The organism is Enterobacter sp. D2, from assembly GCF_034427575.1.
Taxonomy (GTDB): Bacteria; Pseudomonadota; Gammaproteobacteria; order Enterobacterales; family Enterobacteriaceae; genus Enterobacter; species Enterobacter cloacae_M.
On sequence record NZ_JAXQPP010000005.1, the window covers coordinates 119,000 to 145,164 of the forward strand.

23 protein-coding genes are annotated in these 26,165 nt (G+C 56.7%); 14 read left to right on the forward strand and 9 right to left on the reverse strand.

Annotated elements, in window-relative coordinates; all coding sequences use genetic code 11:
* Positions 1 to 49: 49 nt before the first annotated feature.
* The gene (locus tag SPG90_RS19345) at positions 50 to 1,384 is read left to right on the forward strand and encodes an MFS transporter (protein ID WP_045355930.1); all 1,335 of its coding nucleotides are present in this window, start codon (positions 50 to 52) and stop codon (positions 1,382 to 1,384) included.
* 37 nt (positions 1,385 to 1,421) lie between these two features.
* Here the strand turns inward: SPG90_RS19345 and SPG90_RS19350 are convergent, their stop codons facing one another.
* Complete coding sequence (locus SPG90_RS19350) at positions 1,422 to 2,159, reverse strand: IclR family transcriptional regulator (RefSeq protein WP_023309548.1); 738 nt, start codon at positions 2,157 to 2,159, stop codon at positions 1,422 to 1,424.
* Between the two features lie 169 nt (positions 2,160 to 2,328).
* Between SPG90_RS19350 and SPG90_RS19355 the strand changes: the two genes are divergently transcribed.
* Positions 2,329 to 3,021, forward strand: coding sequence for an RraA family protein (locus SPG90_RS19355; protein ID WP_126304186.1), 693 nt, complete (start codon positions 2,329 to 2,331; stop codon positions 3,019 to 3,021).
* On the forward strand, positions 3,021 to 3,959 hold the full coding sequence (locus SPG90_RS19360) for an NAD(P)-dependent oxidoreductase (protein ID WP_126304248.1): 939 nt from the start codon (positions 3,021 to 3,023) through the stop codon (positions 3,957 to 3,959). The genes SPG90_RS19355 and SPG90_RS19360 overlap by 1 nt, the downstream gene beginning before the upstream one ends.
* A gap of 32 nt (positions 3,960 to 3,991) precedes the next feature.
* Here SPG90_RS19360 and SPG90_RS19365 read toward each other — a convergent pair whose 3' ends face one another.
* Entirely contained in the window at positions 3,992 to 5,188 is a 1,197-nt protein-coding gene (locus tag SPG90_RS19365; RefSeq protein ID WP_126304184.1) for an NAD(P)/FAD-dependent oxidoreductase, read from the reverse strand.
* A gap of 228 nt (positions 5,189 to 5,416) precedes the next feature.
* Between SPG90_RS19365 and pitA the strand changes: the two genes are divergently transcribed.
* From pitA to SPG90_RS19380, 3 genes are all read left to right on the forward strand, one after another.
* On the forward strand, positions 5,417 to 6,916 hold the full coding sequence (pitA, locus tag SPG90_RS19370) for an inorganic phosphate transporter PitA (protein ID WP_023309552.1): 1,500 nt from the start codon (positions 5,417 to 5,419) through the stop codon (positions 6,914 to 6,916).
* A gap of 94 nt (positions 6,917 to 7,010) precedes the next feature.
* Positions 7,011 to 7,481 carry a polymorphic toxin type 44 domain-containing protein gene (locus SPG90_RS19375; RefSeq protein WP_248212724.1) on the forward strand — a complete coding sequence of 157 codons (471 nt, stop codon included), beginning with the start codon at positions 7,011 to 7,013 and terminating at the stop codon, positions 7,479 to 7,481.
* Positions 7,459 to 7,866 carry a hypothetical protein gene (locus SPG90_RS19380; RefSeq protein WP_045404741.1) on the forward strand — a complete coding sequence of 136 codons (408 nt, stop codon included), beginning with the start codon at positions 7,459 to 7,461 and terminating at the stop codon, positions 7,864 to 7,866. The genes SPG90_RS19375 and SPG90_RS19380 overlap by 23 nt, the downstream gene beginning before the upstream one ends.
* Before the next feature lie 43 nt (positions 7,867 to 7,909).
* Here the strand turns inward: SPG90_RS19380 and uspB are convergent, their stop codons facing one another.
* On the reverse strand, positions 7,910 to 8,245 hold the full coding sequence (gene uspB, locus SPG90_RS19385) for a universal stress protein UspB (protein ID WP_003861224.1): 336 nt from the start codon (positions 8,243 to 8,245) through the stop codon (positions 7,910 to 7,912).
* A gap of 283 nt (positions 8,246 to 8,528) precedes the next feature.
* On the opposite strand from uspB, the gene uspA reads away from it, so the two are divergent.
* Positions 8,529 to 8,966: a universal stress protein UspA gene (uspA, locus tag SPG90_RS19390; protein ID WP_003861223.1), complete on the forward strand. Its 438-nt coding sequence runs from the start codon at positions 8,529 to 8,531 to the stop codon at positions 8,964 to 8,966.
* Between the two features lie 96 nt (positions 8,967 to 9,062).
* Here the strand turns inward: uspA and rsmJ are convergent, their stop codons facing one another.
* Positions 9,063 to 9,815: a 16S rRNA (guanine(1516)-N(2))-methyltransferase RsmJ gene (gene rsmJ / locus SPG90_RS19395; protein ID WP_047173979.1), complete on the reverse strand. Its 753-nt coding sequence runs from the start codon at positions 9,813 to 9,815 to the stop codon at positions 9,063 to 9,065.
* Positions 9,816 to 9,822: 7 nt separating this feature from the next.
* Complete coding sequence (gene prlC, locus SPG90_RS19400) at positions 9,823 to 11,865, reverse strand: oligopeptidase A (protein WP_322408278.1); 2,043 nt, start codon at positions 11,863 to 11,865, stop codon at positions 9,823 to 9,825.
* A 214-nt stretch (positions 11,866 to 12,079) separates the two neighbouring features.
* Here prlC and SPG90_RS19405 point away from each other — a divergent pair, with 214 nt between their 5' ends.
* The 3 genes from SPG90_RS19405 to SPG90_RS19415 all read left to right on the forward strand — a co-directional run bounded on the left by SPG90_RS19405 (position 12,080) and on the right by SPG90_RS19415 (position 16,178).
* Entirely contained in the window at positions 12,080 to 12,922 is an 843-nt protein-coding gene (locus SPG90_RS19405) for a 23S rRNA (adenine(2030)-N(6))-methyltransferase RlmJ (protein ID WP_045355925.1), read from the forward strand.
* Between the two features lie 71 nt (positions 12,923 to 12,993).
* On the forward strand, positions 12,994 to 14,346 hold the full coding sequence (gorA, locus tag SPG90_RS19410) for a glutathione-disulfide reductase (RefSeq protein ID WP_045355924.1): 1,353 nt from the start codon (positions 12,994 to 12,996) through the stop codon (positions 14,344 to 14,346).
* A 182-nt stretch (positions 14,347 to 14,528) separates the two neighbouring features.
* Entirely contained in the window at positions 14,529 to 16,178 is a 1,650-nt protein-coding gene (locus tag SPG90_RS19415) for an alpha,alpha-trehalase (protein WP_045355923.1), read from the forward strand.
* Positions 16,179 to 16,237: 59 nt separating this feature from the next.
* Here SPG90_RS19415 and SPG90_RS19420 read toward each other — a convergent pair whose 3' ends face one another.
* Complete coding sequence (locus SPG90_RS19420) at positions 16,238 to 17,827, reverse strand: STY4199 family HEPN domain-containing protein (protein WP_248194480.1); 1,590 nt, start codon at positions 17,825 to 17,827, stop codon at positions 16,238 to 16,240.
* Positions 17,828 to 17,975: 148 nt separating this feature from the next.
* Between SPG90_RS19420 and SPG90_RS19425 the strand changes: the two genes are divergently transcribed.
* Positions 17,976 to 18,515 carry a GNAT family N-acetyltransferase gene (locus SPG90_RS19425; protein WP_045404750.1) on the forward strand — a complete coding sequence of 180 codons (540 nt, stop codon included), beginning with the start codon at positions 17,976 to 17,978 and terminating at the stop codon, positions 18,513 to 18,515.
* Between the two features lie 200 nt (positions 18,516 to 18,715).
* Here SPG90_RS19425 and SPG90_RS19430 read toward each other — a convergent pair whose 3' ends face one another.
* The gene (locus SPG90_RS19430) at positions 18,716 to 19,474 is read right to left on the reverse strand and encodes an SDR family NAD(P)-dependent oxidoreductase (RefSeq protein ID WP_047173981.1); all 759 of its coding nucleotides are present in this window, start codon (positions 19,472 to 19,474) and stop codon (positions 18,716 to 18,718) included.
* 119 nt (positions 19,475 to 19,593) lie between these two features.
* On the opposite strand from SPG90_RS19430, the gene SPG90_RS19435 reads away from it, so the two are divergent.
* The 3 genes from SPG90_RS19435 (at position 19,594) to SPG90_RS19445 (ending at position 23,154) form a co-directional block, all read left to right on the forward strand.
* Positions 19,594 to 20,493 carry a LysR family transcriptional regulator gene (locus SPG90_RS19435; RefSeq protein WP_023309580.1) on the forward strand — a complete coding sequence of 300 codons (900 nt, stop codon included), beginning with the start codon at positions 19,594 to 19,596 and terminating at the stop codon, positions 20,491 to 20,493.
* A gap of 52 nt (positions 20,494 to 20,545) precedes the next feature.
* A complete protein-coding gene (gene yhjD, locus SPG90_RS19440; RefSeq protein ID WP_126304175.1) occupies positions 20,546 to 21,571 on the forward strand; it encodes an inner membrane protein YhjD in 1,026 nt (341 codons plus the stop codon).
* A 260-nt stretch (positions 21,572 to 21,831) separates the two neighbouring features.
* On the forward strand, positions 21,832 to 23,154 hold the full coding sequence (locus tag SPG90_RS19445) for an MFS transporter (RefSeq protein ID WP_047173982.1): 1,323 nt from the start codon (positions 21,832 to 21,834) through the stop codon (positions 23,152 to 23,154).
* A gap of 60 nt (positions 23,155 to 23,214) precedes the next feature.
* On the opposite strand, the gene SPG90_RS19450 is transcribed toward SPG90_RS19445, so the two are convergent.
* Both SPG90_RS19450 and pdeH read right to left on the reverse strand, forming a co-directional pair.
* Positions 23,215 to 25,257, reverse strand: coding sequence for an AsmA family protein (locus SPG90_RS19450; RefSeq protein WP_126304173.1), 2,043 nt, complete (start codon positions 25,255 to 25,257; stop codon positions 23,215 to 23,217).
* 65 nt (positions 25,258 to 25,322) lie between these two features.
* Positions 25,323 to 26,096, reverse strand: coding sequence for a cyclic-guanylate-specific phosphodiesterase (pdeH, locus tag SPG90_RS19455; protein WP_023309584.1), 774 nt, complete (start codon positions 26,094 to 26,096; stop codon positions 25,323 to 25,325).
* Between the last annotated feature and the right edge of the window lie 69 nt (positions 26,097 to 26,165).

The window sequence follows — 26,165 nt, forward strand, 5'->3', positions numbered from 1 at the left end:
AAACTTAGTTGTACCTAATAAAACAAAGAACAAACCCTGCGAGGACACAATGACAGAACATTTACGTAACGGCGCTACCGCCACCGAGGACATAGAAAGAGAGACGATGCGGAAGGTGATCTGGCGTATTCTCCCGTTTCTGATTGTCAGTTACCTAGTCTCCATTATCGATCGCGGGAATATCGGCATGGCTTCGCTGCAGATGAATGAGGACCTTGGCCTCAGCAAAGCGGCGTTTGGCTTCGCCAGCAGCCTTTACTTCGTGGCCTATTTTTTGTTTGAAGTACCCAGTAACCTGGCAATGCAGAAAGTCGGCGCCCGACTGTGGATCCCGCGCATTATGATCAGCTGGGGCATCGTTTCCATGTGTATGTCCCTGGTGCAGAACACCACGTCGCTCTATATCGTCCGTTTTCTTCTCGGTGCTGCAGAGGCGGGCTTCTTCCCGGGCGTCGTGCTGTATCTGACCTGGTGGATCCCGTCCCGCTACCGCGCACGCATTATTGCGTCATTTATGGTCGCCATCCCGCTCGCTAACTTCATCGGCTCCCCGCTTTCCGGATTGATACTGTCACTGGATGGCTGGCTGGGTCTTCGCGGCTGGCATCTGCTGTTCATTATTGAAGGCTTGCCGGCGGTGCTGCTGGGTATTGCAGCCTGGTTTATTCTCCGGGATCGCCCTCATCAGGCGAGCTGGCTCAGCAGCGAACAGAAACAGTGGCTGGAAACCACGCTGGAAACCGAGCGCAATCAGCAAAAGAGTATCGGGCACCAGACGACGTGGCAGCTGCTGAAGCATCGCCAAATCTGGCTGATGGCGCTGATTTACGCGGGCGCATCTTCCGCGGGCACCACGATCAGCGTCTGGTCTCCTCAACTGCTGAAATCCTTCCATCTCGATAACCTTGAGACAGGTCTGCTTAACGCTATTCCTTACGGTCTGGCATCTGTTCTCATGATTGTATGGGGACGGAATTCCGATCGTACCAACGAACGCCGCTGGCATACCGCACTCACGCTGTTCATGATTGCCGCCGGTGTGTTCGCCGCCTTTGTGAGCGTCTCGCTGTCTGCCACGATCGTTATCCTCAGCATTATGCTGATAGGCGCTTATTCAATGAAAGGGCCTTTCTGGGCGCTGGCATCCGGTTGGATGAGCAGTACCTCAGCGGCGGCGGGACTGGCCGCGATTGGCGCCATCGCAAACCTGATAGGCGGGGCGGTGATGGTAAACGCGTACGGCATTATCAATGAGCGGACGGGCAGCTACACGCTGGCTATGCTTCCGCTGGCCGCGCTGTGCGTGGCCGGGGGTATCGCGGTGCTCATTATGGGGCGGCAGGCCCGCCGCGCTCAGCTACACGAAAAACAAGTCACGCATTAACGATGACAGAAGCGGGACATTTGTCCCGCTTCTGCGTTTAAAGATTTTCTTCCGCCGCGTCGCTCGTTTCACCAAAGAACTGCTGACAGAAGGGCTTACTGGCGCCCATTTTCTGCGAAAGACGGCTTGCAGCCGCCTTCATCAACTGCCCTATTTCCTTCTCACGACGATCTTCCGTCAACCGCGAGATGGGACCGGTCAGGGCTAACGCCGCAACCAGCTTGTCGTGAACGCCGAAGACAGGCATCGCAAACGCAGCGGTATGGGGATCGCGTGCGCCTGACGTATAGAAAGGGAGTTCAGCGTCTTCCTCCGGCAGGCTTTCATTGAGCCCCCAATGACGCAATACCTTACTGATGGCCGAATTATCGAGCGGGAACTGGCTGCCGGGAAGATTGCTGTGTCGCAGGCCATGCGACGCTTCAGCGCGAAACAGGCAAAGCCGCTGCCCTCCCTCCAGCACATACCAGCTGGCACTCTCCTGAGACGCCAGGGATAAGGCCTGAAGCTCTGGCTGAACCACCCGGGAAAGGTGAAAAGATTGTTCATACAGCTTGCCGAGGTAAAGCAGACGTGGGCCCAGCGCATAATTGCCGTCCTCATGCCTGACGACGTAATTCATCCGTTCAAGAGAATTCATCAAGCGGTAAACCGTGGTTTTGTGATAACCCGACAGCTGTGCCAGCGCGGTCAGCGTCAGGCTCTCATCTCCAGGACGGAAGCAATCCAGTAAAGCCAGCGCTTTTTCAACCGCTACAACGCCTTCATTCCCCATCATTATCTCCTTGTTAGCCCGGCAGTGAGTGTACCTCAAATTTTGTGAGTCACTTCGTGTTTACATCACAAACGCCACCTCGGGTCTGGCTAAAAGGAAAGCAACACCGCTATAGTTGTTTTGTTCTGTACACCTGTATTGTACTAAGTAAAACAATATGGAGGCATTTATGTCCGTTACTGAAAAAAAACCGATTAATCGCCATTTCGAGCGCGTTTCTGCCGAGGACGTTCGTCGGGCTGCCGAGTATCAGGCAGCTATTCTGGCCGACGTGGCCGGTCGCCGCGGTACGTTTCATGGCCGCATCAAACCGCTGGCCCCACATATGTCCGTTGCGGGTCCGGCCGTCACCGTGGAAGTCCGTCCGGGTGATAATCTGGCGATTCATGCCGCGATGGCGGTGGCGCAGCCCGGTGATGTCCTGGTCGTCGATGGCAAAGGCGACCTGAGCTGCGCGCTGCTTGGGGAAATCATGGCCACTCAGGCTCAGGCGAGCGGCATTGCGGGCATTATTATTGATGGCGCTGTACGTGACGCCGACACCCTGAGCAAAGGTCACTACCCCGTCTTTTCTGCCGGTCTGAACCCCTGCGGCCCGACAAAGTTAATCTCTGGCCGGGTTAATCATCCCATTTCAGTCGCCGGGGCGACGGTTCAGGCCGGGGATCTGGTTGTCGCGGATATCGACGGCGTGGTCGTTATCCCGCGAGATGAGGTTCAGGAGGTTATCGCTCTGGCAAAAGAAAAGCTGGAGATGGAGACCCGGCGCCTTGCCGCCATCCGTGAAGGCGATTTACGTCCACACTGGCTTGATGACGCGCTTCGTAAAGCAGGAATGTTAGCTGACGGGGAGACGCTGTGATGGGGGGCAAAGACGTAGTACTGGTTACCGGTAGCGACCTGGCGGAGCAGGCCATGGTGATGTTGCAGGGCTTTGAGGTAGTGTTTGCGGGCCGCCAGCCCACAGAAGATGACCTGATCGCGCTGTGTGAACGACACAATCCTGTGGCAATCCTGGTACGTTACGGCAGGATCACCGCGAAAGTTATGGATGCCGCCCCGGCTCTGCAGGTTATTTCCAAGCACGGAAGCGGGATCGATGTGATAGACCAGACGGCAGCGGCCGAGCGCAACATCGCCGTCCGCTCTGCGCCTGGCGCAAACGCGGCGGCAGTGGCTGAACATACCTGGGCGCTGATCCTCGCCTGCGCAAAGTCGGTGGTGCCTCTGGACAAGCGGCTGCGAGACGGGCACTGGGATAAGGCGACGCATAAATCCATTGAGCTGGAGGGCTTAACGTTAGGGCTAATTGGGTTGGGTGCTATCGGCTCGCGCGTGGCGACTATTGGTCACGCTTTCGGCATGAAGGTGCTGGCTTACGATCCCTATGCTAAGACCATGCCTGCCCTGTGCGAACGCGCAGAAACGCTGAACGGACTTCTTTCCCGTTCCGATGTTATCTCTTTGCACTGTCCGCTGACCGATGAGAATCGGGGAATGATCAATAGCCAGACGCTTGCACACTGCAAGCGGAACGCTATTCTGGTCAATACGGCACGCGGCGGACTGATCCACAGTGAATCGTTACTGGCGGCGCTCAGGGATGGCACGCTGCACAGCGCGGCGCTGGACAGCTTTCCCCACGAGCCGCTGACGGCGCCGCACCTCTGGCAGTCCGTAGAAAACGTGGTTATTTCACCGCATATTGGCGGCGTTACCTCAGCGTCATATATCAAGATGGGGACCGTGGCCGCGAGCAATATTCTGGCCGTGACGGACGCAACCACCGTCAGCCCATAAAGCCAACCGTGACGAGTGGCAGCGCGCTTATGTCACTTGTCTTCTGCCAGCGCCTGAGCACACGCCCAGGCACTTGCCCATGCCCACTGGAAGTTGTACCCGCCGAGCCAGCCGGTCACGTCCATCACTTCGCCAATAAAATAGAGCCCCGGCACGTTGCGCGCTTCCATGGTGCGGGAAGAGAGCTCATTCGTGTCGACCCCGCCCAGCGTGACCTCTGCCGTACGGTAGCCTTCGGTGCCGTTTGGCTGCACGCGCCAGTTTGTCAGAGTTTCCACCAGTATCTCCTGCTCGCGGCTGTTAAGCTGCTTGAGCGACACGTCCGGGATCTGCCCCAGCGCCTGCAAACATTCCACCAGACGTTTTGGCAGCTGCATCGCCAGGGTGTTTTTCAGGCTTTGATTCGGGTGCGCGGTACGCTGCTCGTTAAGAAAAGCATCCAGATCGCACTCCGGAAGTAGGTTAACCGTGACGAACTCACCCGGCTGCCAGTAGCTGGAGATTTGCAGTACCGCCGGGCCGGAGAGGCCGCGATGGGTAAAGAGCAGATTTTCGCGGAACACCGTGCCGTCTTCGGCGGTAATGACCGAGGGAACAGACACGCCGGACAGCGTCTGCAGCTGTTCCAGAAGCGGTTTATGCAGCGTAAACGGCACCAGCCCGGCGCGCGTAGGCAAGACTTTCAGGCCAAACTGTTCGGCAATCTTATAGCCGAACGGGGAGGCGCCCAGCCCCGGCATAGACAGGCCGCCGCTGGCGATCACCAGGCTGTCTGCGCTGACGGTTTCACCGTTCAGCTGCAGCGTATAGCCCTGGTCGTCGCGGGCGACCTCCAGCACTTCCGTGCGCAGGCGCATGACGACGCCGCCCTTCTCGCACTCGGCCACCAGCATATCGACAATCTGCTGCGCGGAGTCGTCGCAGAACAGCTGTCCCAGCGTCTTCTCATGCCACGCGATGCCGTGCTTACCCACCAGGTCGATAAAATCCCATTGGGTGTAGCGCGCCAGCGCAGATTTACAAAAATGACGGTTTTGGCTCAAATAGGCCGCGGGTTCAACATACAGATTAGTAAAGTTGCAGCGCCCGCCGCCGGACATCAGGATCTTACGGCCGGGCTTTTTACCGTTATCCAGCAGCAGTACGCGACGACCCGCCTGTCCGGCCATTGCCGCACAAAACATACCCGCCGCACCGGCGCCAATTACCACGGCATCAAACCTTTCCACGTCAAAACCCTCTTTGTTAACTGCCGTGGATTGTAAAGTTTCCTCTGTGGTCACACCAGCGTAAAAAGATATTACAAAGGCATTCCATTGAAATTTAAAGAATATCCTTTATGAGGCATTTCTCAAATCAGGTGGTATGTCAAAAAAAGTCTATATTTCACTTTGCCCGCCGCGCATTTGTCCTGGATAATGCGCCGCGTTCATGTCCTCAAAATGGCGTAACGTCCTATGCTACATTTGTTTGCCGGCCTGGATTTACATACCGGGCTTTTATTATTGCTTGCTCTGGTTTTTGTACTGTTTTACGAAGCGATCAACGGCTTCCACGACACTGCAAACGCAGTAGCGACGGTTATCTACACTCGCGCAATGCGATCGCAGCTTGCGGTTGTTATGGCGGCGGTATTTAACTTTTTTGGTGTTCTCCTGGGCGGGCTGAGCGTTGCGTATGCCATCGTGCATATGCTGCCAACGGATCTGCTGCTTAACGTTAGTTCTGGCCATGGCCTCGCTATGGTGTTCTCAATGCTGCTTGCTGCAATTATCTGGAACCTCGGTACCTGGTATTTTGGCCTGCCTGCATCCAGTTCTCACACGCTCATCGGCGCGATTATCGGCATCGGGTTAACCAACGCCCTGATGACCGGGACATCAGTTGTTGATGCGCTGAACCTGCCTAAAGTACTGGGCATTTTCGGCTCCCTGATCATCTCCCCTATCGTGGGTCTGGTAGTCGCGGGGGGATTGATTTTCATCCTGCGTCGCTACTGGAGTAACACGAAAAAACGTGCGCGTATCCACCTGACGCCAGCAGAGCGTGAGAAGAAAGACGGCAAGAAAAAGCCGCCGTTCTGGACGCGTATTGCCCTGATCATTTCTGCTATCGGCGTGGCCTTCTCACACGGCGCGAACGACGGGCAGAAAGGCATTGGTCTGGTGATGCTGGTTCTGATCGGCGTCGCACCGGCAGGCTTCGTGGTGAACATGAATGCCTCCGGTTACGAAATCACACGTACCCGCGATGCGGTCAACAACGTTGAAACCTATTTCCAGCAGCATCCTGACCTGCTGAAAAAAGCGACCGGCGTTGATCAGTTGATCCCTTCTCCGGAAGCAGGTGCAACCACCGCGCCTGGCGAATTCCACTGCCATCCAGCTAACGCGATTAACGCGCTGGAACGCGCCAAGGGCATGCTGGGCGACATCGAAAGCTACGACAAACTGGCCGTTGAACAGCGTGGTCAGCTGCGTCGTATCATGCTCTGCATCTCTGACGTGACCGATAAAGTCGCGAAGCTGCCAGAGGTGAATGGTGACGACAAACGTCTGCTGAAGAAACTGAAAAGCGATATGCTCAACACCATTGAGTACGCGCCAATCTGGATCATCATGGCCGTCGCGCTGGCACTCGGTATTGGTACGATGATTGGCTGGCGTCGTGTGGCGACCACCATCGGAGAGAAGATCGGTAAGAAAGGCATGACCTATGCGCAGGGTATGTCCGCGCAGATGACGGCGGCAGTGTCTATCGGTCTGGCGAGCTACACCGGTATGCCGGTATCCACCACCCACGTACTCTCCTCGTCCGTGGCAGGTACCATGATTGTTGACGGCGGCGGTCTGCAGCGCAAAACCGTGACCAACATTCTGATGGCCTGGGTGTTCACCCTTCCGGCCTCAATCCTGCTGTCTGGCGGTTTGTACTGGATTTCGCTGAAGCTGATTTAATCGGTTGAAGGCGATAAAAAAGCGGGTCAGGAAACTGACCCGCTTTTTTTATGGCTGCTATTTGCCATGAGGTGTTTGATAACATGAGGATTTTATGAACATTTTTTGCTCAATTTCAAAACACAGAAAAAACTATCATGGCGGCCAGAAGATAAATCCAGACAAAGGAGAATGTATGGCTTCTGTCCCTATCTCAGGACCGGGTTCAATCGTTATAGCGAACAATATGCGTGAGGCACGCCTTAACGGAATGTCACGCAATATGGCCACGCCCTCAACGTATTATTGGTTCTACCAAAAAGTCCGAAATGGCAGTCCCTGGGATTATAAAAAATTCGACCCTTATTTTGCTGCATTTGGTAACTTCAACTTCGGAGCCGCAGGTACTGCGGCAGGTATCCCTGCAAACATCCTTCTTATGGGCGCAGGCTGGGCTCAAGGCCGGGCAGGTACCTCAAAACCGGAATGGGGAAAATGGTACGAAAAGCCGCCTTACGGAGACGACCCAACGGACCAACGCAACATCAGAGAAGGAATAGACTATGCCATTCAAAACGGCTATTAAATGGATTCATCGCCTTGTTACCGCTTCACTTCTGGTTCTGGTCATTGGATTTCTCTGGTTAAACCATCAGCCCAATCAGCGAAATAGCGATGAGCTACAGCGCGCTTATAAATTATCCGATAGCGTCTGGCTCTATATGACCGTGAACAATCAGGGCGGCACAACCGTACCACCAATCTACCGTTATTATCTCTCGGGGGCGCTTGCAGGGAAAGACACTGATATTATCCATCAGCTTGCTATGAAGTATCCGGTAATCGAAGGTACAGGCACGATAACCTCGGCCAGTATTGATACAAGCGGGGAAGTGAACATTGCCTATAGCGGAAAGGTTATTTCGATTGAGAACAATATCTCCAGTCTCCGGTTCTCAGTTAAGCCCTGAGCCAGATGAAAGTAGGCGGGGCTTTCCCCGCCTGCTGTGATGCTCAGTGCCAAATCATCAATGCAATCATACTGACCACGACCAGCCCGCACAGGGCGCTGGTCAAAATGAACTGACGACGCAGGCGCTCGCAGCGACGAATAAACTCTTCATCGTGATGATCGCGGTAGCGCTGGTAGTAGATGTATCCCACCAGACGCATCTGCTTGCTGGGCTGTCCATGCGAGGTGAAGAACCCTCCACCGTCCACATACTGATAAAGCAACGGATCGCAACCACGAAGTACCACTAACAGCGCACGTAACGATGAGAAGTAGCGCGCCATATTCACTATGCAAACCACGCATAACGCCCAAAACAATGCGACGGTGCTAATCATACATCCTCCCCGGCGTCCGCCCACGAAGCAAGGCTCCTGAGCTACCGCACCCCAATGCCCTGACAGACAGTTCAGTGAAAGAATGACCAAAAGTCGATCCGGTTCGCGTTTTAATATCCGAACGGCTCATTTAATAGTGTAGGAGATCCGTTAATTTTTTTGCCACAAGGTTAATCGTTATCAACACCAAAGCTTGAAAAATATGTTTAACTGGGCCGTAATGAAAGTATCAGACGACGGCATTCTCACTTAGTCATCGATAACTTAAGGAAGGAGTAACACTATGGCTTACAAACACATTCTCATCGCGGTTGACCTCTCCCCTGAGAGCAAAGTGCTGGTTGATAAAGCGGTATCCATGGCACGTCCCTACAACGCGAAAGTTTCGCTGATTCACGTTGACGTGAATTACTCCGACCTCTACACCGGTCTGATCGACGTGAATCTTGGCGATATGCAAAAACGCATTTCCGAAGAGACTCACCATGCCCTGAGCGAACTCTCCACCAACGCGGGCTATCCAATTACCGAAACCCTTAGCGGCAGCGGCGACCTGGGCCAGGTGCTGGTTGATGCGATCAAGAAATACGATATGGACCTGGTGGTTTGCGGTCACCATCAGGACTTCTGGAGCAAGCTGATGTCTTCAGCGCGCCAGCTGATTAACACTGTTCACGTGGATATGCTGATTGTTCCACTGCGTGACGAAGAAGACGAATAAGCGCGTTAAATTCCCCTCACCCTAACCCTCTCCCCAAGGGAGAGGGAATAGATCGAGGACGCAGGCCGGGTAAGGCGAAGCCGCCACCCGGTTTTTTTATTCCGGCGTACCCGGATAAATATCAAACCGGTGCCCTTTGGTGGTCACCGCGTTAGCGGTCGCAACGTTCGCCAGCGGCGGCGCATAGTCCGGGCGCTTTACCACCACCCGCTTCGTGGCAAGCTGACGAGCCGGCTCCAGCAGGCCATCGGCATCCAAATCCGGCCCCACCAGCGACTGAAACACCCGCATCTCTTTCTTCACCAGCGCGCTTTTCTGCTTATGCGGGAACATAGGGTCGAGATAGACCACCTGCGGGCGCGGGGTGATATCCGTCAATGCCGTCAGGCTGGAGGCGTGGATCAGCTGCAAACGATCCTGCAGCCAGGGGCCGATTTCCGGGTCCGCGTAGCCTCGCGCCAGCCCATCGTCGAGCAGCGCAGCGACCACCGGATTACGCTCCAGCATCCGCACGCGACAGCCGACAGACGCCAGCACAAACGCATCGCGCCCCAGCCCCGCCGTGGCATCGACCACGTCCGGGAGGTAGCTCCCTTTGATGCCGACCGCTTTGGCCACCGCTTCGCCGCGACCGCCGCCGAACTTGCGCCGGTGCGCCATCGCGCCGCCGACAAAATCGACGAAAATCCCGCCGAGCTTCGGTTCGTCGCGCTTGCGTAATTCGAGATGTTCCGGCGTCATCACCAGCGCCATCAGGTTTTCTTCATCGTGCTCCAGCCCCCAGCGGGCCGCCAGAACAGATAAGGCGCCGTCTCCGGCGCCTGTTTCATCAACTAAGCAGATCTTCACGTAACAATCAGCCTTTGATCCCGTAATGCTCAAGCATCGCATCCAGCTGCGGCTCGCGTCCGCGGAAGCGTTTGAACAGCACCATTGGCTCTTCAGACCCGCCGCGGGTCAGGATGTTATCGAGGAACGACTGGCCGGTTTCGCGGTTGAAGATCCCCTCTTCTTCGAAGCGAGAGAAGGCATCTGCCGCCAGCACGTCGGCCCACAGGTAGCTGTAGTAGCCCGCCGCGTAGCCGCCTGCAAAGATGTGGCTGAACGCGTGCGGGAAGCGGCCCCAGGTTGGCCCTGGAATAACGGCAACCTGCTTTTTAATCTCGGCCAGGGTCTCAAGGATTTTCGCGCCCTGCTCCGGGCTAAACTCGGCGTGCAGGCGGAAATCGAACAGGCCGAACTCCAGCTGCCGCAGGATGAACATCGCCGCCTGGTAGTTTTTCGCCGCCAGCATTTTGTCCAGCAGCTCTTTCGGCAGCGGCTCGCCGGTCTCGTAGTGACCGGAGATAAACGCCAGCGCGTCCGGCTCCCAGCACCAGTTTTCCATAAACTGGCTTGGCAGCTCGACGGCATCCCACGGCACGCCGCTGATACCGGCCACGCCTGCGGTTTCGATGCGGGTCAGCATATGGTGCAGACCATGACCAAACTCGTGGAACAGGGTAATCACTTCGTCGTGGGTGAACAGCGCCGGTTTGCCGCTTACCGGACGGTTGAAGTTACAGGTCAGGTAGGCGACCGGCTTCTGCAGAGAACCGTCGGCTTTACGCATCTGGCCCACGCAGTCATCCATCCACGCCCCGCCGCGCTTGTTCTCACGCGCGTAGAGATCGAGGTAGAAGCTGCCGCGCAGCTCATTTTTCTCGTCATACAGCTCGAAGAAACGCACGTCCGGGTGCCAGACGTCGATATCGGTACGCTCTTTGGCGGTGATGCCGTAGATGCGTTTTACCACTTCGAACAGGCCGTTAACGGCTTTGTTTTCCGGGAAGTACGGGCGCAGCTGCTCGTCGCTGATGCTGTAGAGGTGCTGCTTCTGTTTTTCGCTGTAGTACGCAATATCCCACGGCTGCAGCTCGTCCACGCCGAACTCGGCTTTCGCGAAGGCGCGCAGCTGGGCCAGCTCTTTTTCACCCTGCGGACGGGCGCGTTTCGCCAGATCGGTCAGGAAGTCGAGCACCTGCTGCGGGTTCTCCGCCATTTTGGTGGCGAGGGATTTATCGGCGTAGTTTTCGAAGCCCAGCAGCTGGGCCAGCTCGTGGCGCAGGGCGAGGATTTCCGCCATGACCGGGCTGTTATCCCACTTACCGGCGTTTGGCCCCTGATCGGAGGCGCGGGTGCTGTAGGCGCGGTACATCTCTTCGCGCAGGGCCTGGTTGTCGCAGTAGGTCATCACCGGCAGATAGCTCGGGATATCCAGCGTTAACAGGAAACCGTCCTGCTCTTTCGCTTCGGCCTGGGCTTTTGCCGACGCCAGCGCGCTTTCCGGCATACCGGAAAGCATAGCTTCGTCGGTAATCAGCTTCGTCCAGCCCATGGTGGCGTCGAGCACGTTGTTGCTGTACTGGTTGCCCAGCTCGGACAGACGCGCGGCGATTTCGCCGTAGCGGGTCTGCTTCTCTTTTGGCAGGCCAATCCCGGACAGCTCAAAATCACGCAGGGCGTTATCGACCGATTTTTTCTGCGCCGTGCTCAGTTCGGCATAGTGGTCGCCGTCGCGCAGGTCGCGGTAGGCTTTGTACAGCCCTTCGTGCTGGCCGACCCAGGTGCTGTACTCAGAGAGCAGCGGCAGGGTCTGTTCGTAGGCTTCGCGCAGTTCCGGGCTGTTTTTTACCGAGTTCAGGTGGCTCACCGGGGAGAAGATACGCCCCAGCACGTCGTCCACTTCGGCCAGCGGCTGACACAGATTTTCCCAGGTGTACGGCGCGCCCTGCGCTACCACGCTTTCTACCGCCGCGCGGCAGTTGTCCAGCGATTGCGTAACGGCTGGAACCACATGCTCAGGGAGGATTTTAGAAAACGGCGGCAACGAAAAAGGCGTCAGTAATGGATTGGTCATAAACGCTGTCCTGTTGAAATAGGTGAATGAAGCGCGCATCCGGCGCTGTGCATATGGGATCTAGAATGGGGTTAAGTGTAGAGGATTTCAATGCCGGACGTTGCGCTTTCGCGGCAGTGGAAACTTTTCTGTATACTGTGGCGATACGCTCTATTTTTGCCCGATGGCGCTACGCTAATCGGGCCTACGTTTACTACCTGGAACACATTCATCCATGCTCAGTTATCGCCACAGCTTCCACGCAGGCAACCACGCCGACGTCCTTAAACACACCGTTCAGAGCCTGATCATCGAATCGCTCAAAGAGAAAGAGAAGCCGTTTCTCTATCTGGACACCCACGCGGGCGCGGGCCGTTATCAGCTGAGCGGCGAGCATGCCGAGCGTACCGGTGAATATCTGGAAGGGATTGCCCGCGTCTGGCAGCAGGACGACCTGCCTGCCGAGCTGGAGCCGTACATCGGCGTGGTGAATCACTTCAACCGCAACGGCCAGCTGCGCTACTACCCTGGCTCACCGCTGATTGCGCGCCAGCTGCTGCGCGAGCAGGACAGCCTCCAGCTGACCGAACTGCATCCGAGCGACTACCCGCTACTGCGTTCCGAATTTCAGAAAGACAGCCGCGCCCGCGTGGAAAAATCCGACGGTTACCAGCAGCTGAAGGCCAAACTGCCGCCGGTTTCCCGTCGCGGCCTGGTGCTGATCGACCCGCCGTACGAAATCAAAACCGACTATCAGGCGGTGGTGACCGGTATCCACGAAGGCTACAAACGCTTTGCTACCGGCACCTATGCCCTGTGGTACCCGGTGGTGCTGCGCGCGCAGATCAAACGCATGATCAAAGACCTGGAAGCGACCGGCATCCGCAAGATCCTGCAGATCGAGCTGGCGGTACGCCCTGACAGCGATCAGCGCGGCATGACCGCCTCCGGCATGATTGTGATCAACCCGCCGTGGAAGCTTGAAGCGCAGATGAACAACGTGCTGCCGTGGCTGCATAAAACGCTGGTGCCAGCGGGTACAGGCCACGCCACCGTCAGTTGGATCGTGCCGGAGTAATCGCAGCCATCGGTGGAAACTATTGATTTCAGGTATACAATCGCGGCAATTCACGATTAAGGACAAAAGCTATGACTAAGCATTATGACTACATCGCCATCGGCGGCGGCAGCGGCGGCATCGCCTCCATCAACCGTGCGGCCATGTACGGCCAGAAGTGCGCGCTGATTGAAGCCAAAGCGCTGGGCGGCACCTGCGTGAACGTGGGTTGTGTACCGAAGAAGGTGATGTGGCATGCGGCGCAGATCCGTGAGGCTATCCATATGTATGGCCCGGACTACGGCTTTGACACCACCATCAACCACTTCGACTGGGAAAAACTGATCGCCAGCCGTACCGCCTACATCGACCGCATTCACACCTCGTACGACAACGTGCTGGGTAAAAATAACGTTGACGTTATCCACGGTTTCGCCCGCTTTGTGGACGCGAAAACGATCGAAGTGAACGGCGAGACGATCACCGCCGATCACATCCTGATCGCCACCGGCGGTCGTCCGAGCCACCCGAACATCCCGGGCGTGGAATACGGCATCGACTCCGACGGTTTCTTCGAACTGCCTGCCCTGCCAAAACGCGTTGCCGTTGTTGGCGCGGGTTACATTGCGGTGGAACTGGCCGGCGTGATTAACGGCCTGGGCGCAGAAGCGCACCTGTTCGTACGTAAACACGCGCCGCTGCGCAGCTTTGACCCGCTGATTGTCGATACGCTGGTTGAAGTGATGAACACCGAAGGCCCGACCCTGCACACCAACGCCGTGCCAAAAGCGGTGGTGAAAAACGCGGACGGCAGCCTGACGCTTGAGCTGGAAGATGGCCGCAGCCAGACCGTCGATTGCCTGATCTGGGCGATTGGCCGTGAACCTGCGAACGATAACTTCAACCTGGGCGTGACGGGCGTAAAAACCGACGAAAAAGGCTATATCGTCGTCGATAAATTCCAGAACACCAGCGTACCGGGCATTTATGCGGTCGGCGACAACACCGGCGCGGTTGAGCTGACGCCGGTCGCCGTTGCGGCGGGTCGTCGTCTCTCCGAGCGCCTGTTCAACAACAAGCCGGACGAGCATCTGGACTACAGCAACATCCCGACCGTGGTTTTCAGCCACCCGCCAATCGGCACCGTCGGCTTAACCGAGCCGCAGGCGCGCGAGCAGTACGGCGACGACCAGGTGAAAGTGTATAAATCGGCGTTTACCGCGATGTACACCGCCGTCACCTCTCACCGTCAGCCGTGCCGTATGAAGCTGGTCTGCGTCGGTCCGGAAGAGAAGATTGTCGGTATCCACGGCATCGGTTTTGGTATGGACGAGATCCTGCAGGGCTTCGCCGTGGCGCTGAAGATGGGCGCAACCAAGAAAGACTTCGACAACACGGTGGCCATCCACCCGACGGCCGCGGAAGAGTTTGTTACTATGCGTTAATCCTGATGCCCCTCTCCGGAGGGGCATTTTTTTTAACATTCATAAATCGTTGCAAAACGAATGCTCCGAAAATAGTGATCTACCGCACATTTCCCTCCCCATCTACCGAAGCGAATGTCTACGCTTATAAGACGCCCGGATAAACCTGTCTTTTGAACACACAACCGGAGGTCCCTATCACCATGTTCAACCAGAAACTACAGGCTACCGAGAACATCGAGTTCGAGATTGCAGAAGAGCTGCGCTACGAGACCGATCCCTGCGAGTTGAAACTGGATGAAATGATTGAGGCGGAGCCGGAACCCGAAATGATCGAGGGGCTACCCGCCTCCGATGCGTTGACGCCCGCAGACCGCTATCTTGAACTGTTCGAGCATGTGCAGTCGACGCGGCTGTTTGCGGACAGTAAAACCTTCCCCGACTGCGCGCCGAAGATGGATCCGTTAGATATCCTGATCCGCTACCGCAAGGTCAGACGCCACCGGGATTTCGACCTGCGCCAGTTTGTGGAGAACCACTTCTGGATGCCGGAAACGTACGGCACAGAATATGTCTCCGACCCGGGACTCTCCCTGAAAGAGCACATTGATAACCTGTGGCCGGTGCTGACGCGCGAGCCGCAGGATCATATTCCCTGGTCTTCCCTGCTGGCCCTGCCGCAGGCCTATATCGTCCCCGGCGGGCGATTCAGCGAGACCTACTACTGGGATTCCTATTTCTCCATGCTGGGGCTGGCGGAGAGCGGCCGTAACGATCTGCTCAAATGTATGGCGGACAACTTCGCCTGGCTGATTGAACGCTACGGGCATATCCCCAACGGCAACCGCACCTATTATCTCAGCCGCTCGCAGCCGCCGGTCTTTGCCCTGATGGTGGAGCTGTTCGAGGAGGACGGCGTGCGCGGTGCGAAACGCTATCTGGATCACCTCAAAATGGAGTACGCCTTCTGGATGGACGGCGCGGAGTCGCTGCTGCTTAACCAGGCCTACCGCAGCGCCGTGCGCATGCCGGACGGTTCACTGCTCAACCGCTACTGGGATGACCGCGATACCCCGCGCGACGAATCGTGGATTGAGGACGTGGAAACCGCGCGCCACTCGGGCCGTCCGCCAAACGAGGTGTATCGCGACCTGCGCGCGGGTGCGGCGTCCGGCTGGGATTACTCGTCCCGCTGGCTGCGCGATCCGTCGCGGCTCGCCAGCATCCGCACGACGCAGTTCATCCCCATCGATCTGAACGCCTTCCTGTTCAAACTGGAAAGCGCTATTGCCAACATCTCGGCGTCGAAAGGAGATAAAGAGACGGCAGAGGCGTTCCGCCAGAAAGCCAACGATCGCCGCGCGGCGGTGAACCGCTATCTGTGGGACGAGGAGAGCGGCTGCTACCGCGATTACGACTGGCGACGCGAAGAGCTGGCGCTGTTTTCTGCCGCCAGCATTGTGCCGCTGTATGTTGGAATGGCGACGCACGAGCAGGCAGAACGTTTGTCTGATGCGGTCAAATCGCGGCTGCTGACCCCGGGTGGAATTCTGGCCACCGAGTACGAAACCGGCGAGCAGTGGGATAAACCCAACGGCTGGGCGCCGCTGCAGTGGATGGCGATTCAGGGGTTCAAGCAGTACGGCAACGACTCGCTGGGCGATGAGATCGCCTGGAGCTGGCTGCATACGGTGAACCATTTTTATAAGACGCATCACAAGCTGATTGAGAAGTACCACATCGCCAGCAGTACGCCGCGCGAAGGCGGCGGGGGTGAGTATCCGCTGCAGGACGGTTTCGGCTGGACGAACGGCGTGGTGCGGCGGCTGATTGGGTTGTATGGGGAGCCTTAAGCGGGGTGCGGTCTGGTGCCCTCACCCCGATCCTCTCCCACAGGGAGAGGGAAAAGAGATCAGCGAATCACCTCATAAATGGCAGTCTGAATGGACTGCCATTTTTTCGTGGTGGCATCCGGCTGCGACTGCGCGCGGCGTGTGGCCATGTCGAGATCGTGCTGCTGGCGTTTCACCACCGCAGGAACGGTGCAGAAAGCTTTGAGATACTCTTTACGTACCGAGGTCAGAGACTCGCCGTTCGACATGGCGTGGCTGAGCGTGTTGATGAAGCGACGGCACGGCTTCTCTTCCACCATGTTCTGCCGGTAGCGTAACATCAGCTCCAGCACGTCGTCATAGCCTGCCGACATCGCCTCTTCGGTCCAGGAGAGCTTCCAGTCCATGCCGCCCTGCAAAAACAGCAGGGTAACGCGGGTATCGTTGCGGTTAATGGCCGAGCGGAAATTATTCTCGTCCCAGGTGACCCCCATGCGCGTGAGCGTTTCGCGCGAAGAAGGCGTCTCGCGCATTTCCTGCGGAGAAGCCGCTTCAGCCGCGCTGGCGGTTGCAGGCTGCGGTTTGCTGCTGGTCACCAGCCAGAAGCCCCCCGCCACGATAGCAATCACCATGACGCCAACCGCCCCCCATAGCGCACCGGAAATGAGCTGCTCGCGTTGTTCGGGGGTACGCGGCGCGCGCTGGGTCGGCTTTTCAATGGTGTCACGGACTTCAAACAGATCCCCACCGGTGACCCGATCCATTTTCTGCGCCTTTTCCCAGAAGGTATGCAATTCGCTGGCATCTACCGCCATGAATCCGGCCGGATTGACGCGCGTTCTCCCCTCTTCAAACGCGCGCTGAACGGGCCGCGCGATCTGCGCATAGTAGTTATCCAGCAGCTGGATTTGCGCCGGGCTTAACGTTTTTTGAACGGTGATGCTGTTGCGGATTTGCCGAATGTCATCGAGGAAGGTTTGCAGCGTTTTGCGCGGTTCAACCAGCAGCGTCAGCATGGACGGGTCGCTGAACAGCGAAGCGTAATAGCGGCTGAATTCTTTTTTATCCACCAGCATCTGCGCCAGTTCGCTGAACATCATGCCGCTGAGGACATCATTGATCTCGCCAAGCTTCAGCCAGCGCCGCACGCGGTCAGCGTTAAACAGGGTCTTAAGATGGTTGTTCAGCCGCACCTGATCGGGCCAGGCCTGCTGGATGAGCCCTTTAATCATCAGCTCAATCGCGCGTACCTGCTTGTGCGCCTGCTGCTGCTGGAGTTCGCTTCCCGGTGCCAGGTCAGTGCTGTAGGTCAACAGCGGCTGCTGCAGGCGAAGATGTTCCAGAGCGGTCACAAACCGCATCGCCGCAATAAGCTGGTTTTCACTCACATCCTGTCCGCTTTCATACTGCGGAACGCGCTGCTGCAGCAGGCGCAGCTGGAGCGTAAATTCCGACATCTCGGCATCATTCAGGTTGAGTTTTTTCGCAACGGCTCCCCAGCCGCCCAGAGCTAATCGCGCGCTGTCGAGTTGTTCCAGGAACCAGCGTGGATCTTTGCCCTCAGAAGCATGTACATTCAGAAGGAGTAAAATTTCCACCGACGCATGGCGAATGACCGCCAGACAGTGTTCAAACTGTTCGCGAATATGATGTGATGTGCTGAGAGTCATTGTTTTCCTTAAGCGACAACGAAGACATCCGGAATGGGCACGAAACGCCCTTTATTCTTTTTATTTATACGCGGTTAACCATACCTGACTTTCTGTTGAAATAAAGTGACAACCCTAAAATGATTTAAAATGTTTCAGGAGAATCTGAATGCCGGTTTTAATTACCTCTCGCCTGACCTGTTCGCCCCTTCAGGAACAAGACTGGCCCTTTTTTCTGGCGCTACAGCAGCACCCGGACGTGATGCGCTTTGTGGCGGAAGACCGTCCCGTCGCGGCGATCCGCGAGGCGTTTGATTCGCGCCTGGCCCCATGGGCACCGGGCAGCGCCCACTGGCTTTGTCTCGTCGTACGTGACACCGCCTCACAGGCCCCGCTGGGCGTTACCGGGTATATTCAGCGGGAGGAGGACTGCGCAGAAGTGGGCTTCCTTTTCGCGCCCGAGGCGCAGGGGAAAGGTTACGGCTTTGAATCCCTGAAAATGCTTTGCGATTACGCTTTTCATCAGGGCGGTATACGGCGACTCACCGCCACCGTCACCGCGGGAAATGTCGCGTCAAGACGCCTGCTGGAAAAAGCCCGCTTTCGTCTGGAAGGTGAATTACGCGAGAGCTATTACCTTGCGGGGCGCTGGCAAAATGACTGGCTATTTGGTTTATTACAGCAGGAATACCTGAATAATAATTCCTGACCAACCGCTTTTTAGCAGATATTTCCCGGACGTCGTTTCCTCTTTAATGTCACTATTTAGAGGAAACGAATATCAAACGTCATTCGCTGAAAATATTCTCAGCGGCCGCTGCGTTAATAAAAAAACATCCGGGTCTTTCTCTGGCGAAATATTGTGATTAAGGGTCTCCTTAAGAGGATCCTTCCCCTTAAGCTCGTGCATCACAGGAACATACCGCCAGAGACTTCAATACGTTGCGCATTCATCCAGCCCAGCTTATCGCTGAGCAGTGCCGCAATGGCATCGCCGATATCATCCGGCAAACCCACCCGTCCCAGCGCCGTCTGCGAGGCCAGAAGCTGATTCAGCTCCGTGTTGTCGCGCACGCGTCCGCCGCCAAAGTCAGTTTCTATCGCGCCCGGCGCAATAATATTGACGGAAATTCCGCGCGCGCCCAGCTCTTTCGCCTGATAACGCGTCAGCACTTCCATCGCCCCCTTCATGGCCGCGTAGGTCCCTGAGCCCGGCTGGGTAAAACGGGCCAGCCCGCTGGAGACGTTGAGGATACGCCCCCCGTCGTTAAGCAGCGGCAGCAGGCGCTGGGTCAGGAAGAAAGGTCCTTTGAAATGAATGTTCAGCGCTTCATCAAACTGAGCCTCCGTCGTGTCGGCATAGGGCGCGTATAAACCCGTTCCGGCATTGTTCAATAAATAGTCAAAGGTTTCGCGCTGCCAGACGGTCTTAAGGGTTTCCTGAAGCTGTCGGGCAAAATGATCAAAACTCGTGATATCACCGACGTTGAGCTGTAATGCAGCTGCGTTGACGCCTTTTTGCTGAATTTCATGCACAACATCCAGCGCTTCCTGCTGGCTACGGTTGTATGTCAGGACAATTCCCGTGCCGTCTGCCGCCAGCTTTAACGCAGCGTTTTTGCCCAGACCACGGCTACCACCCGTCACTAATGCGATACGTTCACTCATCATAAACCTCGTTTTGGCTGTTAAGGAGATTGAGAAAGAGCTTATTAGGTGATAGAAAATCAATAAAGATGGGTTAAAACGCTTCACTGTTTCACCAGAAACAACAATGAGCTTCCTCTATGGATAAAATTCACGCAATGCAGCTGTTCGTCCGCGTCGCGGAACTGGAAAGTTTTTCCCGCGCGGCCGAAACATTAACCCTGCCGAAAGGCAGCGTCTCGCGGCAAATTCAGGCCCTGGAAAACCGGCTTGGCACCCAGCTATTGCACCGCACCACGCGCCGCGTCAGCCTGACGCAGGACGGCATGGTCTATTACGAACGGGCGAAAGATCTGCTGGCAAACCTTGATGAACTCGACGGTATGTTTCAGCACGATCCCTCCAGCATCAGCGGTCGGCTCCGCGTGGATATGCCCGTCGGCGTTGCTCGAAATTTAGTCATCCCCAAACTGCCTGCTTTTCTGCAGCACTATCCGGGCATTGAACTCGAGCTCAGCAGCAGCGATCGTCTGGTGGATGTGATCCGCGAAGGTTTTGATTGCGTGGTGCGCGTCGGCACTTTGAAGGATTCAGGGCTGATTGCCCGTCCGCTGGGCAAGCTGTCGGTGATTAACTGCGCCAGCCCGGACTATCTGGCGCGATTTGGCTATCCGGAAACCCTGGACGATTTAGGCTCGCACGCCGTGATCCACTACGCCGCGATGCTTGGAACCCGCCCGCAGGGCTTTGAGTTTTATAACGGCAGTGCGACGCAGTGGATAAAAACAGGCGGGGTGTTAACCGTCAACAGCACGGAAACTTACCAGGCTGCCTGTCTCGCCGGGCTGGGCATTATTCAGGTTCCGCGGGTTGGGGTGCGCGATTTACTGCGCGCGAAGAAACTGATTGAGATCCTCCCGCAATACCGGGCCGAAGCGATGCCCGTCTCCCTGATTTACCCTCACCGCCGCAACCTCTCCCGCCGGGTCCATCTGTTCATGGAGTGGCTTACCGAACTCACAAAAGCTTACGTGGACTAGCCGCAAGCTATAATTCAAAAACACATCCAGCTCAACGAAAAGGAAAATGCGCGTGACGCCGGAAAACAACCCGCAACGACCCACCCAACATTTAGAGTATGAGCCCGTCAAAAAGATGGTAACCGGGCCCGAAGAGGCCAAAACGCCAGGCACCGCCAGCAAAGCGCTGGGGACCGTCACCGGCATCGCCGCGAGAATTCAGCAGTTTCCCATGATTGCGCACCTGATACGCGCCACAGAACGGTTTAATGACCGCATGGGGAACCAGTTTGGTGCCGCCATCACCTATTTTTCCTTCCTGTCGATGATCCCAATCCTGATGGTGTCGTTTGCGGCAGCCGGTTTTGTGCTCGCGTCGCACCCGACGCTGCTGCAGGATATATTCAATAAAATCCTGAATAACGTCAGTGACCCGACCCTTGCCAGCACCCTCAAGAGCACCATCAATACCGCCGTTCAGCAGCGTACCACCGTGGGTATCGTCGGTTTGCTGATTGCGCTTTACTCCGGCGTTAACTGGATGGGCAACCTGCGCGAGGCCATCCGCGCCCAGTCGCGCGACGTCTGGGAGCGTAAGCCGCAGGACGAGGAGAAAATCTGGGTGAAGTATCTCCGCGATTTTGTTTCGCTGATTGGCCTGCTCGTCGCGCTGATCGTGACGCTTTCCATTACCTCCGTGGCGGGCTCGGCGCAGCAGATGATCATCTCCGCGCTCTACCTTGATTACATCGAATGGCTGAAGCCCGCCTGGCGCGGCATTGGGCTGGCCATTTCCATCTTTGCCAACTACCTGCTGTTCTTCTGGATCTTCTGGCGCTTGCCCCGCCATCGTCCGCGCAAGAAGGCGCTGATTCGCGGCACGTTGATTGCGGCGATCGGCTTTGAGGTGATCAAAATCGTGATGACCTACACGCTGCCGTCGCTGGTGAAATCCCCTTCTGGCGCGGCGTTTGGCTCGGTGCTGGGACTGATGGCCTTCTTCTACTTTTTCGCGCGCCTGACCCTGTTCTGCGCGGCATGGATTGCCACCGCCGAGTACAAAGGCGACACGCGAATGCCCGGTAAAACGCACCGCTAGCCCCGCTCTCGGGCTGAAATTTCAGCCCGATTCATCATTTCAGCATATAAATCCAGTCCGTAACTTTTATTTAACCGAAAACCAGTTTAATTGGCTAATATTTAAAATCTGTGAAGCATTTCATAGACGTGTTTTCGCTGGCCTGAAAATTATCCGCTTTTTGTTGCTTTTATCACCAGCCCGCAACTTTGTTACAGATTGAAATGTCGCTTTTGCTGTGCGTAATATGGCCTTTCGTTCGACAAAAATAAGAAAATATTATGCAAGCAACAGCCACCACACTCGACTCAGGAACGGAAAACGTTCCGGTAAACTCGCGCAATAAAGTTGTCGTCGCCTCGCTGATTGGCACCGCCATTGAGTTCTTCGACTTTTATATTTATGCCACCGCCGCGGTCATCGTCTTCCCGCATATTTTCTTCCCGCAGGGCGATCCGACGGCGGCCACGCTGCAGTCTCTGGCGACCTTTGCCATCGCGTTTGTTGCGCGTCCGATTGGCTCTGCGCTGTTTGGACACTTTGGCGATCGCATTGGCCGCAAAGTCACCCTGGTGGCCTCGCTGCTGACGATGGGCATCTCCACCGTAGCCATCGGTCTGCTGCCGACCTATGAAACCATCGGCATTCTGGCGCCGGTCCTGCTGGCGCTGGCGCGTTTCGGTCAGGGTCTGGGGCTGGGCGGTGAATGGGGCGGCGCGGCGCTGCTGGCCACCGAGAACGCCCCGGCGCGCAAGCGCGCGCTGTACGGTTCATTCCCGCAGCTGGGCGCGCCGATTGGCTTCTTCTTTGCCAACGGGACGTTCCTGCTGCTCTCGTGGCTGCTGACGGATGAACAGTTCATGAGCTGGGGCTGGCGTCTCCCGTTTATTTTCTCAGCCGTGCTGGTGCTGATTGGCCTGTATGTGCGTGTTTCGCTGCATGAGACTCCTGTTTTTGCGAAAGTGGCCGCGGCGAACAAGCAGGTGAAAGTGCCGCTGGGTACGCTGCTGACCAAACACGTCCGCGTGACCGTACTGGGCACGTTCATCATGCTGGCAACCTATACGCTGTTCTACATTATGACCGTCTACTCCATGACGTTCAGTACCGCCGCCGCGCCGGTTGGCCTGGGGCTGCCGCGTAACGAAGTGCTGTGGATGCTGATGATGGCGGTGATCGGGTTTGGCGTGATGGTACCGATTGCGGGCCTGCTTGCGGATAAATTTGGTCGTCGTGCAAGCATGATTACGATCACCACGCTGATCGTTCTGTTTGCTCTGTTCGTCTTCCCGCCGCTGCTGGGTTCAGGTAGTCCGGCGCTGGTGATGGCCTATCTGCTGATTGGTCTGAGCCTGATGGGGCTGACCTTCGGCCCGATGGGCGCGCTGCTGCCTGAGCTGTTCCCGACGGAAGTGCGTTATACCGGCGCGTCGTTCTCCTACAACGTTGCCTCTATTCTGGGCGCGTCCGTTGCGCCGTATATCGCCACCTGGCTGCAGGCGAACTATGGTCTGTTCTATGTGGGGGTCTATCTGGCGGCCATGGCGGCGCTGACGCTGATTGCGCTGCTGCTGACGCACGAGACTAAGCACCAGGCTCTGTAATTCACTGCGGCCTGATGCCCTCACCCCGGCCCTCTCCCACAGGGAGAGGGAGAAAGGGAGCTACTTCTTCATCTGCGACAAAATAGTCCGGCACTGATTCGCTTCGCCCTCAGACGGCGAAATCAACGCCAGCAGCGCTGCGGCCGGGGTAACCAGTGTCGCCAGGGCCGCAGCCACCGCACCGCGCGCAATCAGCGGTCCGGGCTTCACGCCCGCCTGCGGGTTTTTGAAGGTTCCGCGCACGTAAAGCGGCGAGCGCAGGGTGATGATGCGGATCCCCTTACTTTCCGGGTCAATCGTCAGATCAAGCTGCTCCGAGGCCATGCTGGCGGTCCCGGTCACGTTAATCACCGCGTTTTCCGTGTCGAAGGCAAATATCTGCGGACGCGCCACGCCGTTAGCCAGATCCAGATTGGCCGCCGCGCAGTTTACCCGCACCTCGTCATCACCGAAGATTTGCCCGATGACGTAGTTACCGACGTTCAGCCCCAGGATCTCCATCAGGTTTCGGCTCACCAGCCCGTCGTTCATCAGCAGCTTCAGGTTACCATTGCCGCTGCCCAGCAGCGCCGCCACCGAGTTCCCCACGCCGCGAATGTCGGCATCACCGTTCATTTCACCGAGGGTTTTCTGCATCAGTTCTACGTTCGGCATCAGCTCTTTCAGCTTCAATCGACGCGCCTGGATCTCCGCTCTTCCCTGCATCGGCTTTTTATCACCTTCCAGATGAATATTCGAGGAAATCGTCCCGCCCGCCATGCCAAATTTCAGCGGCTGCAGGCGCAGATCGGCGTTTTTGAGGAGGATATGGGTCGAAAGATTGCTGATCGGCAGCGTACTGCCATGTTCAATTTTTCCGCCTTTGAAGCGCACATCCGCATCCATCACGTCCCATTTGTCGGTTTCGAAGCGATCGTATGGCAGCACTTTGCCGGCAGGCTGAACATCCTTTTTGACCTCTTTCGACTTGGTCCCTTTACCCGAGTCCACGCCAATTAGCGGGCCCAGGTCGGCCAGCCGCAGCTGACGGGACTCAACATCCCCTTCCAGTTTCGGGCGCGGTTTTCCGGTGGTGTAGGTCAGCGTGCCGTGAATATCACTGTCGCCGATGCGGCCGTTGAAATCCCGGTAGTCAAAAACGGACGATTTTTCGGTGTCGATTTTGGCAACCAGATGCCCGTCCGTTTCGAACGGCGGGGTATCCGGCAGCAGCACGCCGGTCAGTTCATACAGCTCGCCCAGCGAATCGCCGGCAAATTTAAGCTGAAGGTCGACGCCGCCCATATTCATCGGATCGTTGACCGTGCCAACGAACGCCACGCGGGTGTTACCGGAACGGAAGTCCGCCTGAACCGGGAACGGCGTGCCTTCGCTCCGCAGCGCCAGCATGCCGCCAATTTTCCCTTTACCGCTGAGAGGCCGATCGTTGTAGCGTCCTTTTGCCGTCAGGCCGAAGACATAGTCACCCACGCTTGCCGCGTCGCCTTTTGCTTTCGTGCCCGTGACCTCGCTAAACGGTAGCGGTTTGCCCAGCGGATCGACGAGGATCTCCACATCCGCCTTGCTGACCTTATCGTCGATGGCGATCCGTCCGCGATCGAAAAGAATATTGTCGAGACGGAATGACCAGGAGGAAGGCTGGGCATTCGGATCTTTTTCGCTGTCGCTGGCAAGGTTAAACGTCCAGTTATTGTTTTTTTCTGAAAGTCGGATCAGACGCGCATCGGGCTGCTGAAGTTTGATCCACGGCAGATAGACCGTTTTGGTGAGGAGCGCCAGCGGAGCCAGCGTGGCTTCAACGCGCGGCAGGTGGATCATGGTGACGTCCGGGATATCCGGCGGGTTGCCGAGAATGATGTCGTCGGCATGGACGTGTGGCCAGGGGATCCAGCTGCGCCAGCCGGGCTCCTCTTTCTGACGCTCCCACACCACCCCTAAATCACCGCGTATGGCGAAGGGGCGGTTCAGTTCGGTTGAGACTTTCTGGTTGATGGTCGGCTTGAGACGGTTCCAGTCAAACGTCGCAATAATGATGGCGACGACCACGATCAACAACAAGAAAATCCCTGCTGTCCAGGAGATTACCCTGGTTGTTCTCGTCATTTTTATCCCCTTTCCTGATGACCTGTCCTGTAAAACTATAGTCCAGACAAAGGGAAGCGGGCTTATCAGAGGGTCGTTATAACGCTATCGAGGCGATCCATGGGTACCGGGCGGGAGAGATAATAGCCTTGCGCCGCCGCTGCGGGGGAGTTTTGCACATCACGCCACTCTTCCAGTGTTTCCACACCTTCAACAATCACGCCCTGGCAATAGCGGTTCATCAGCTGTAATAACAGCGTAAACAGATTCCGCCCTTCCGGGGTTTGACGCAGCATAATGAACAGGTCGCGGGCCACTTTGATGTAGTCGTAGCGCACTTCACTCAGGGCGGAGAAGTTCGCCATGCCGGTGCCAAAGTCATCCAGCCACAGCGGGCCGTATTCGCATATAGACGCAAACGAGGAATCCTGCGGCAGGCGGACATGCTCCACCAGCTCAAAGCGCATCCACGGCAGGGTGGCGATCAGCTCCTGCAATTTTGCGTTCTGACGCAGCGCCAGCAGGGTTGGACCATCGACGTTTACTGAGGCGAGGATATCGTGCTGTTCGAAAAAAGGTTGCTTCGTCGCCAGCATACGAAGCTGCTCTTCCAGCACGTCCAGACGCTGGCGAACGGCAACTTCGGCAAAATAGCGATCCGGCGCGATGCGCTGAGTAGGGTTTGAGGGATGCGTAACGACGGTCAAAATTTCAATTGCCATCAGTCGACCATCTGTTCGGTAGATCGGCTGATAGGTGTACGCACGCTCACATTGCAGCCAGTAGCGATGCTCCTGCAAGTTCTCAATACTTGCCTCAGGCGTAGTGCTCAGCCGCTGGATAACCTGCTCTGACTTCATTTCAGATGTCCTGTTGTTGGGATAGCCTTTCTGGACTCGTCACAGGATTATCGGCGCGACAATTGAGAA

Excerpts from the sequence above, each read along its gene's own strand:
- pdeH (WP_023309584.1), bottom strand. The coding sequence starts at position 26,096 with ATGAAGTCAGAGCAGGTTATCCAGCGGCTGAGCACTACGCCTGAGGCA.
- SPG90_RS19375 (WP_248212724.1), top strand. The coding sequence starts at position 7,011 with ATGAACATTTTTTGCTCAATTTCAAAACACAGAAAAAACTATCATGGC.
- SPG90_RS19435 (WP_023309580.1), top strand. The coding sequence starts at position 19,594 with ATGGATAAAATTCACGCAATGCAGCTGTTCGTCCGCGTCGCGGAACTG.
- SPG90_RS19380 (WP_045404741.1), top strand. The coding sequence starts at position 7,459 with ATGCCATTCAAAACGGCTATTAAATGGATTCATCGCCTTGTTACCGCT.
- SPG90_RS19425 (WP_045404750.1), top strand. The coding sequence starts at position 17,976 with ATGCCGGTTTTAATTACCTCTCGCCTGACCTGTTCGCCCCTTCAGGAA.
- SPG90_RS19405 (WP_045355925.1), top strand. The coding sequence starts at position 12,080 with ATGCTCAGTTATCGCCACAGCTTCCACGCAGGCAACCACGCCGACGTC.
- SPG90_RS19450 (WP_126304173.1), bottom strand. The coding sequence starts at position 25,257 with ATGACGAGAACAACCAGGGTAATCTCCTGGACAGCAGGGATTTTCTTG.
- SPG90_RS19355 (WP_126304186.1), top strand. The coding sequence starts at position 2,329 with ATGTCCGTTACTGAAAAAAAACCGATTAATCGCCATTTCGAGCGCGTT.
- uspA (WP_003861223.1), top strand. The coding sequence starts at position 8,529 with ATGGCTTACAAACACATTCTCATCGCGGTTGACCTCTCCCCTGAGAGC.
- prlC (WP_322408278.1), bottom strand. The coding sequence starts at position 11,865 with ATGACCAATCCATTACTGACGCCTTTTTCGTTGCCGCCGTTTTCTAAA.
- SPG90_RS19350 (WP_023309548.1), bottom strand. The coding sequence starts at position 2,159 with ATGGGGAATGAAGGCGTTGTAGCGGTTGAAAAAGCGCTGGCTTTACTG.
- gorA (WP_045355924.1), top strand. The coding sequence starts at position 12,994 with ATGACTAAGCATTATGACTACATCGCCATCGGCGGCGGCAGCGGCGGC.
- SPG90_RS19415 (WP_045355923.1), top strand. The coding sequence starts at position 14,529 with ATGTTCAACCAGAAACTACAGGCTACCGAGAACATCGAGTTCGAGATT.
- SPG90_RS19345 (WP_045355930.1), top strand. The coding sequence starts at position 50 with ATGACAGAACATTTACGTAACGGCGCTACCGCCACCGAGGACATAGAA.
- pitA (WP_023309552.1), top strand. The coding sequence starts at position 5,417 with ATGCTACATTTGTTTGCCGGCCTGGATTTACATACCGGGCTTTTATTA.
- SPG90_RS19445 (WP_047173982.1), top strand. The coding sequence starts at position 21,832 with ATGCAAGCAACAGCCACCACACTCGACTCAGGAACGGAAAACGTTCCG.
- SPG90_RS19430 (WP_047173981.1), bottom strand. The coding sequence starts at position 19,474 with ATGAGTGAACGTATCGCATTAGTGACGGGTGGTAGCCGTGGTCTGGGC.
- uspB (WP_003861224.1), bottom strand. The coding sequence starts at position 8,245 with ATGATTAGCACCGTCGCATTGTTTTGGGCGTTATGCGTGGTTTGCATA.
- SPG90_RS19420 (WP_248194480.1), bottom strand. The coding sequence starts at position 17,827 with ATGACTCTCAGCACATCACATCATATTCGCGAACAGTTTGAACACTGT.
- SPG90_RS19360 (WP_126304248.1), top strand. The coding sequence starts at position 3,021 with ATGGGGGGCAAAGACGTAGTACTGGTTACCGGTAGCGACCTGGCGGAG.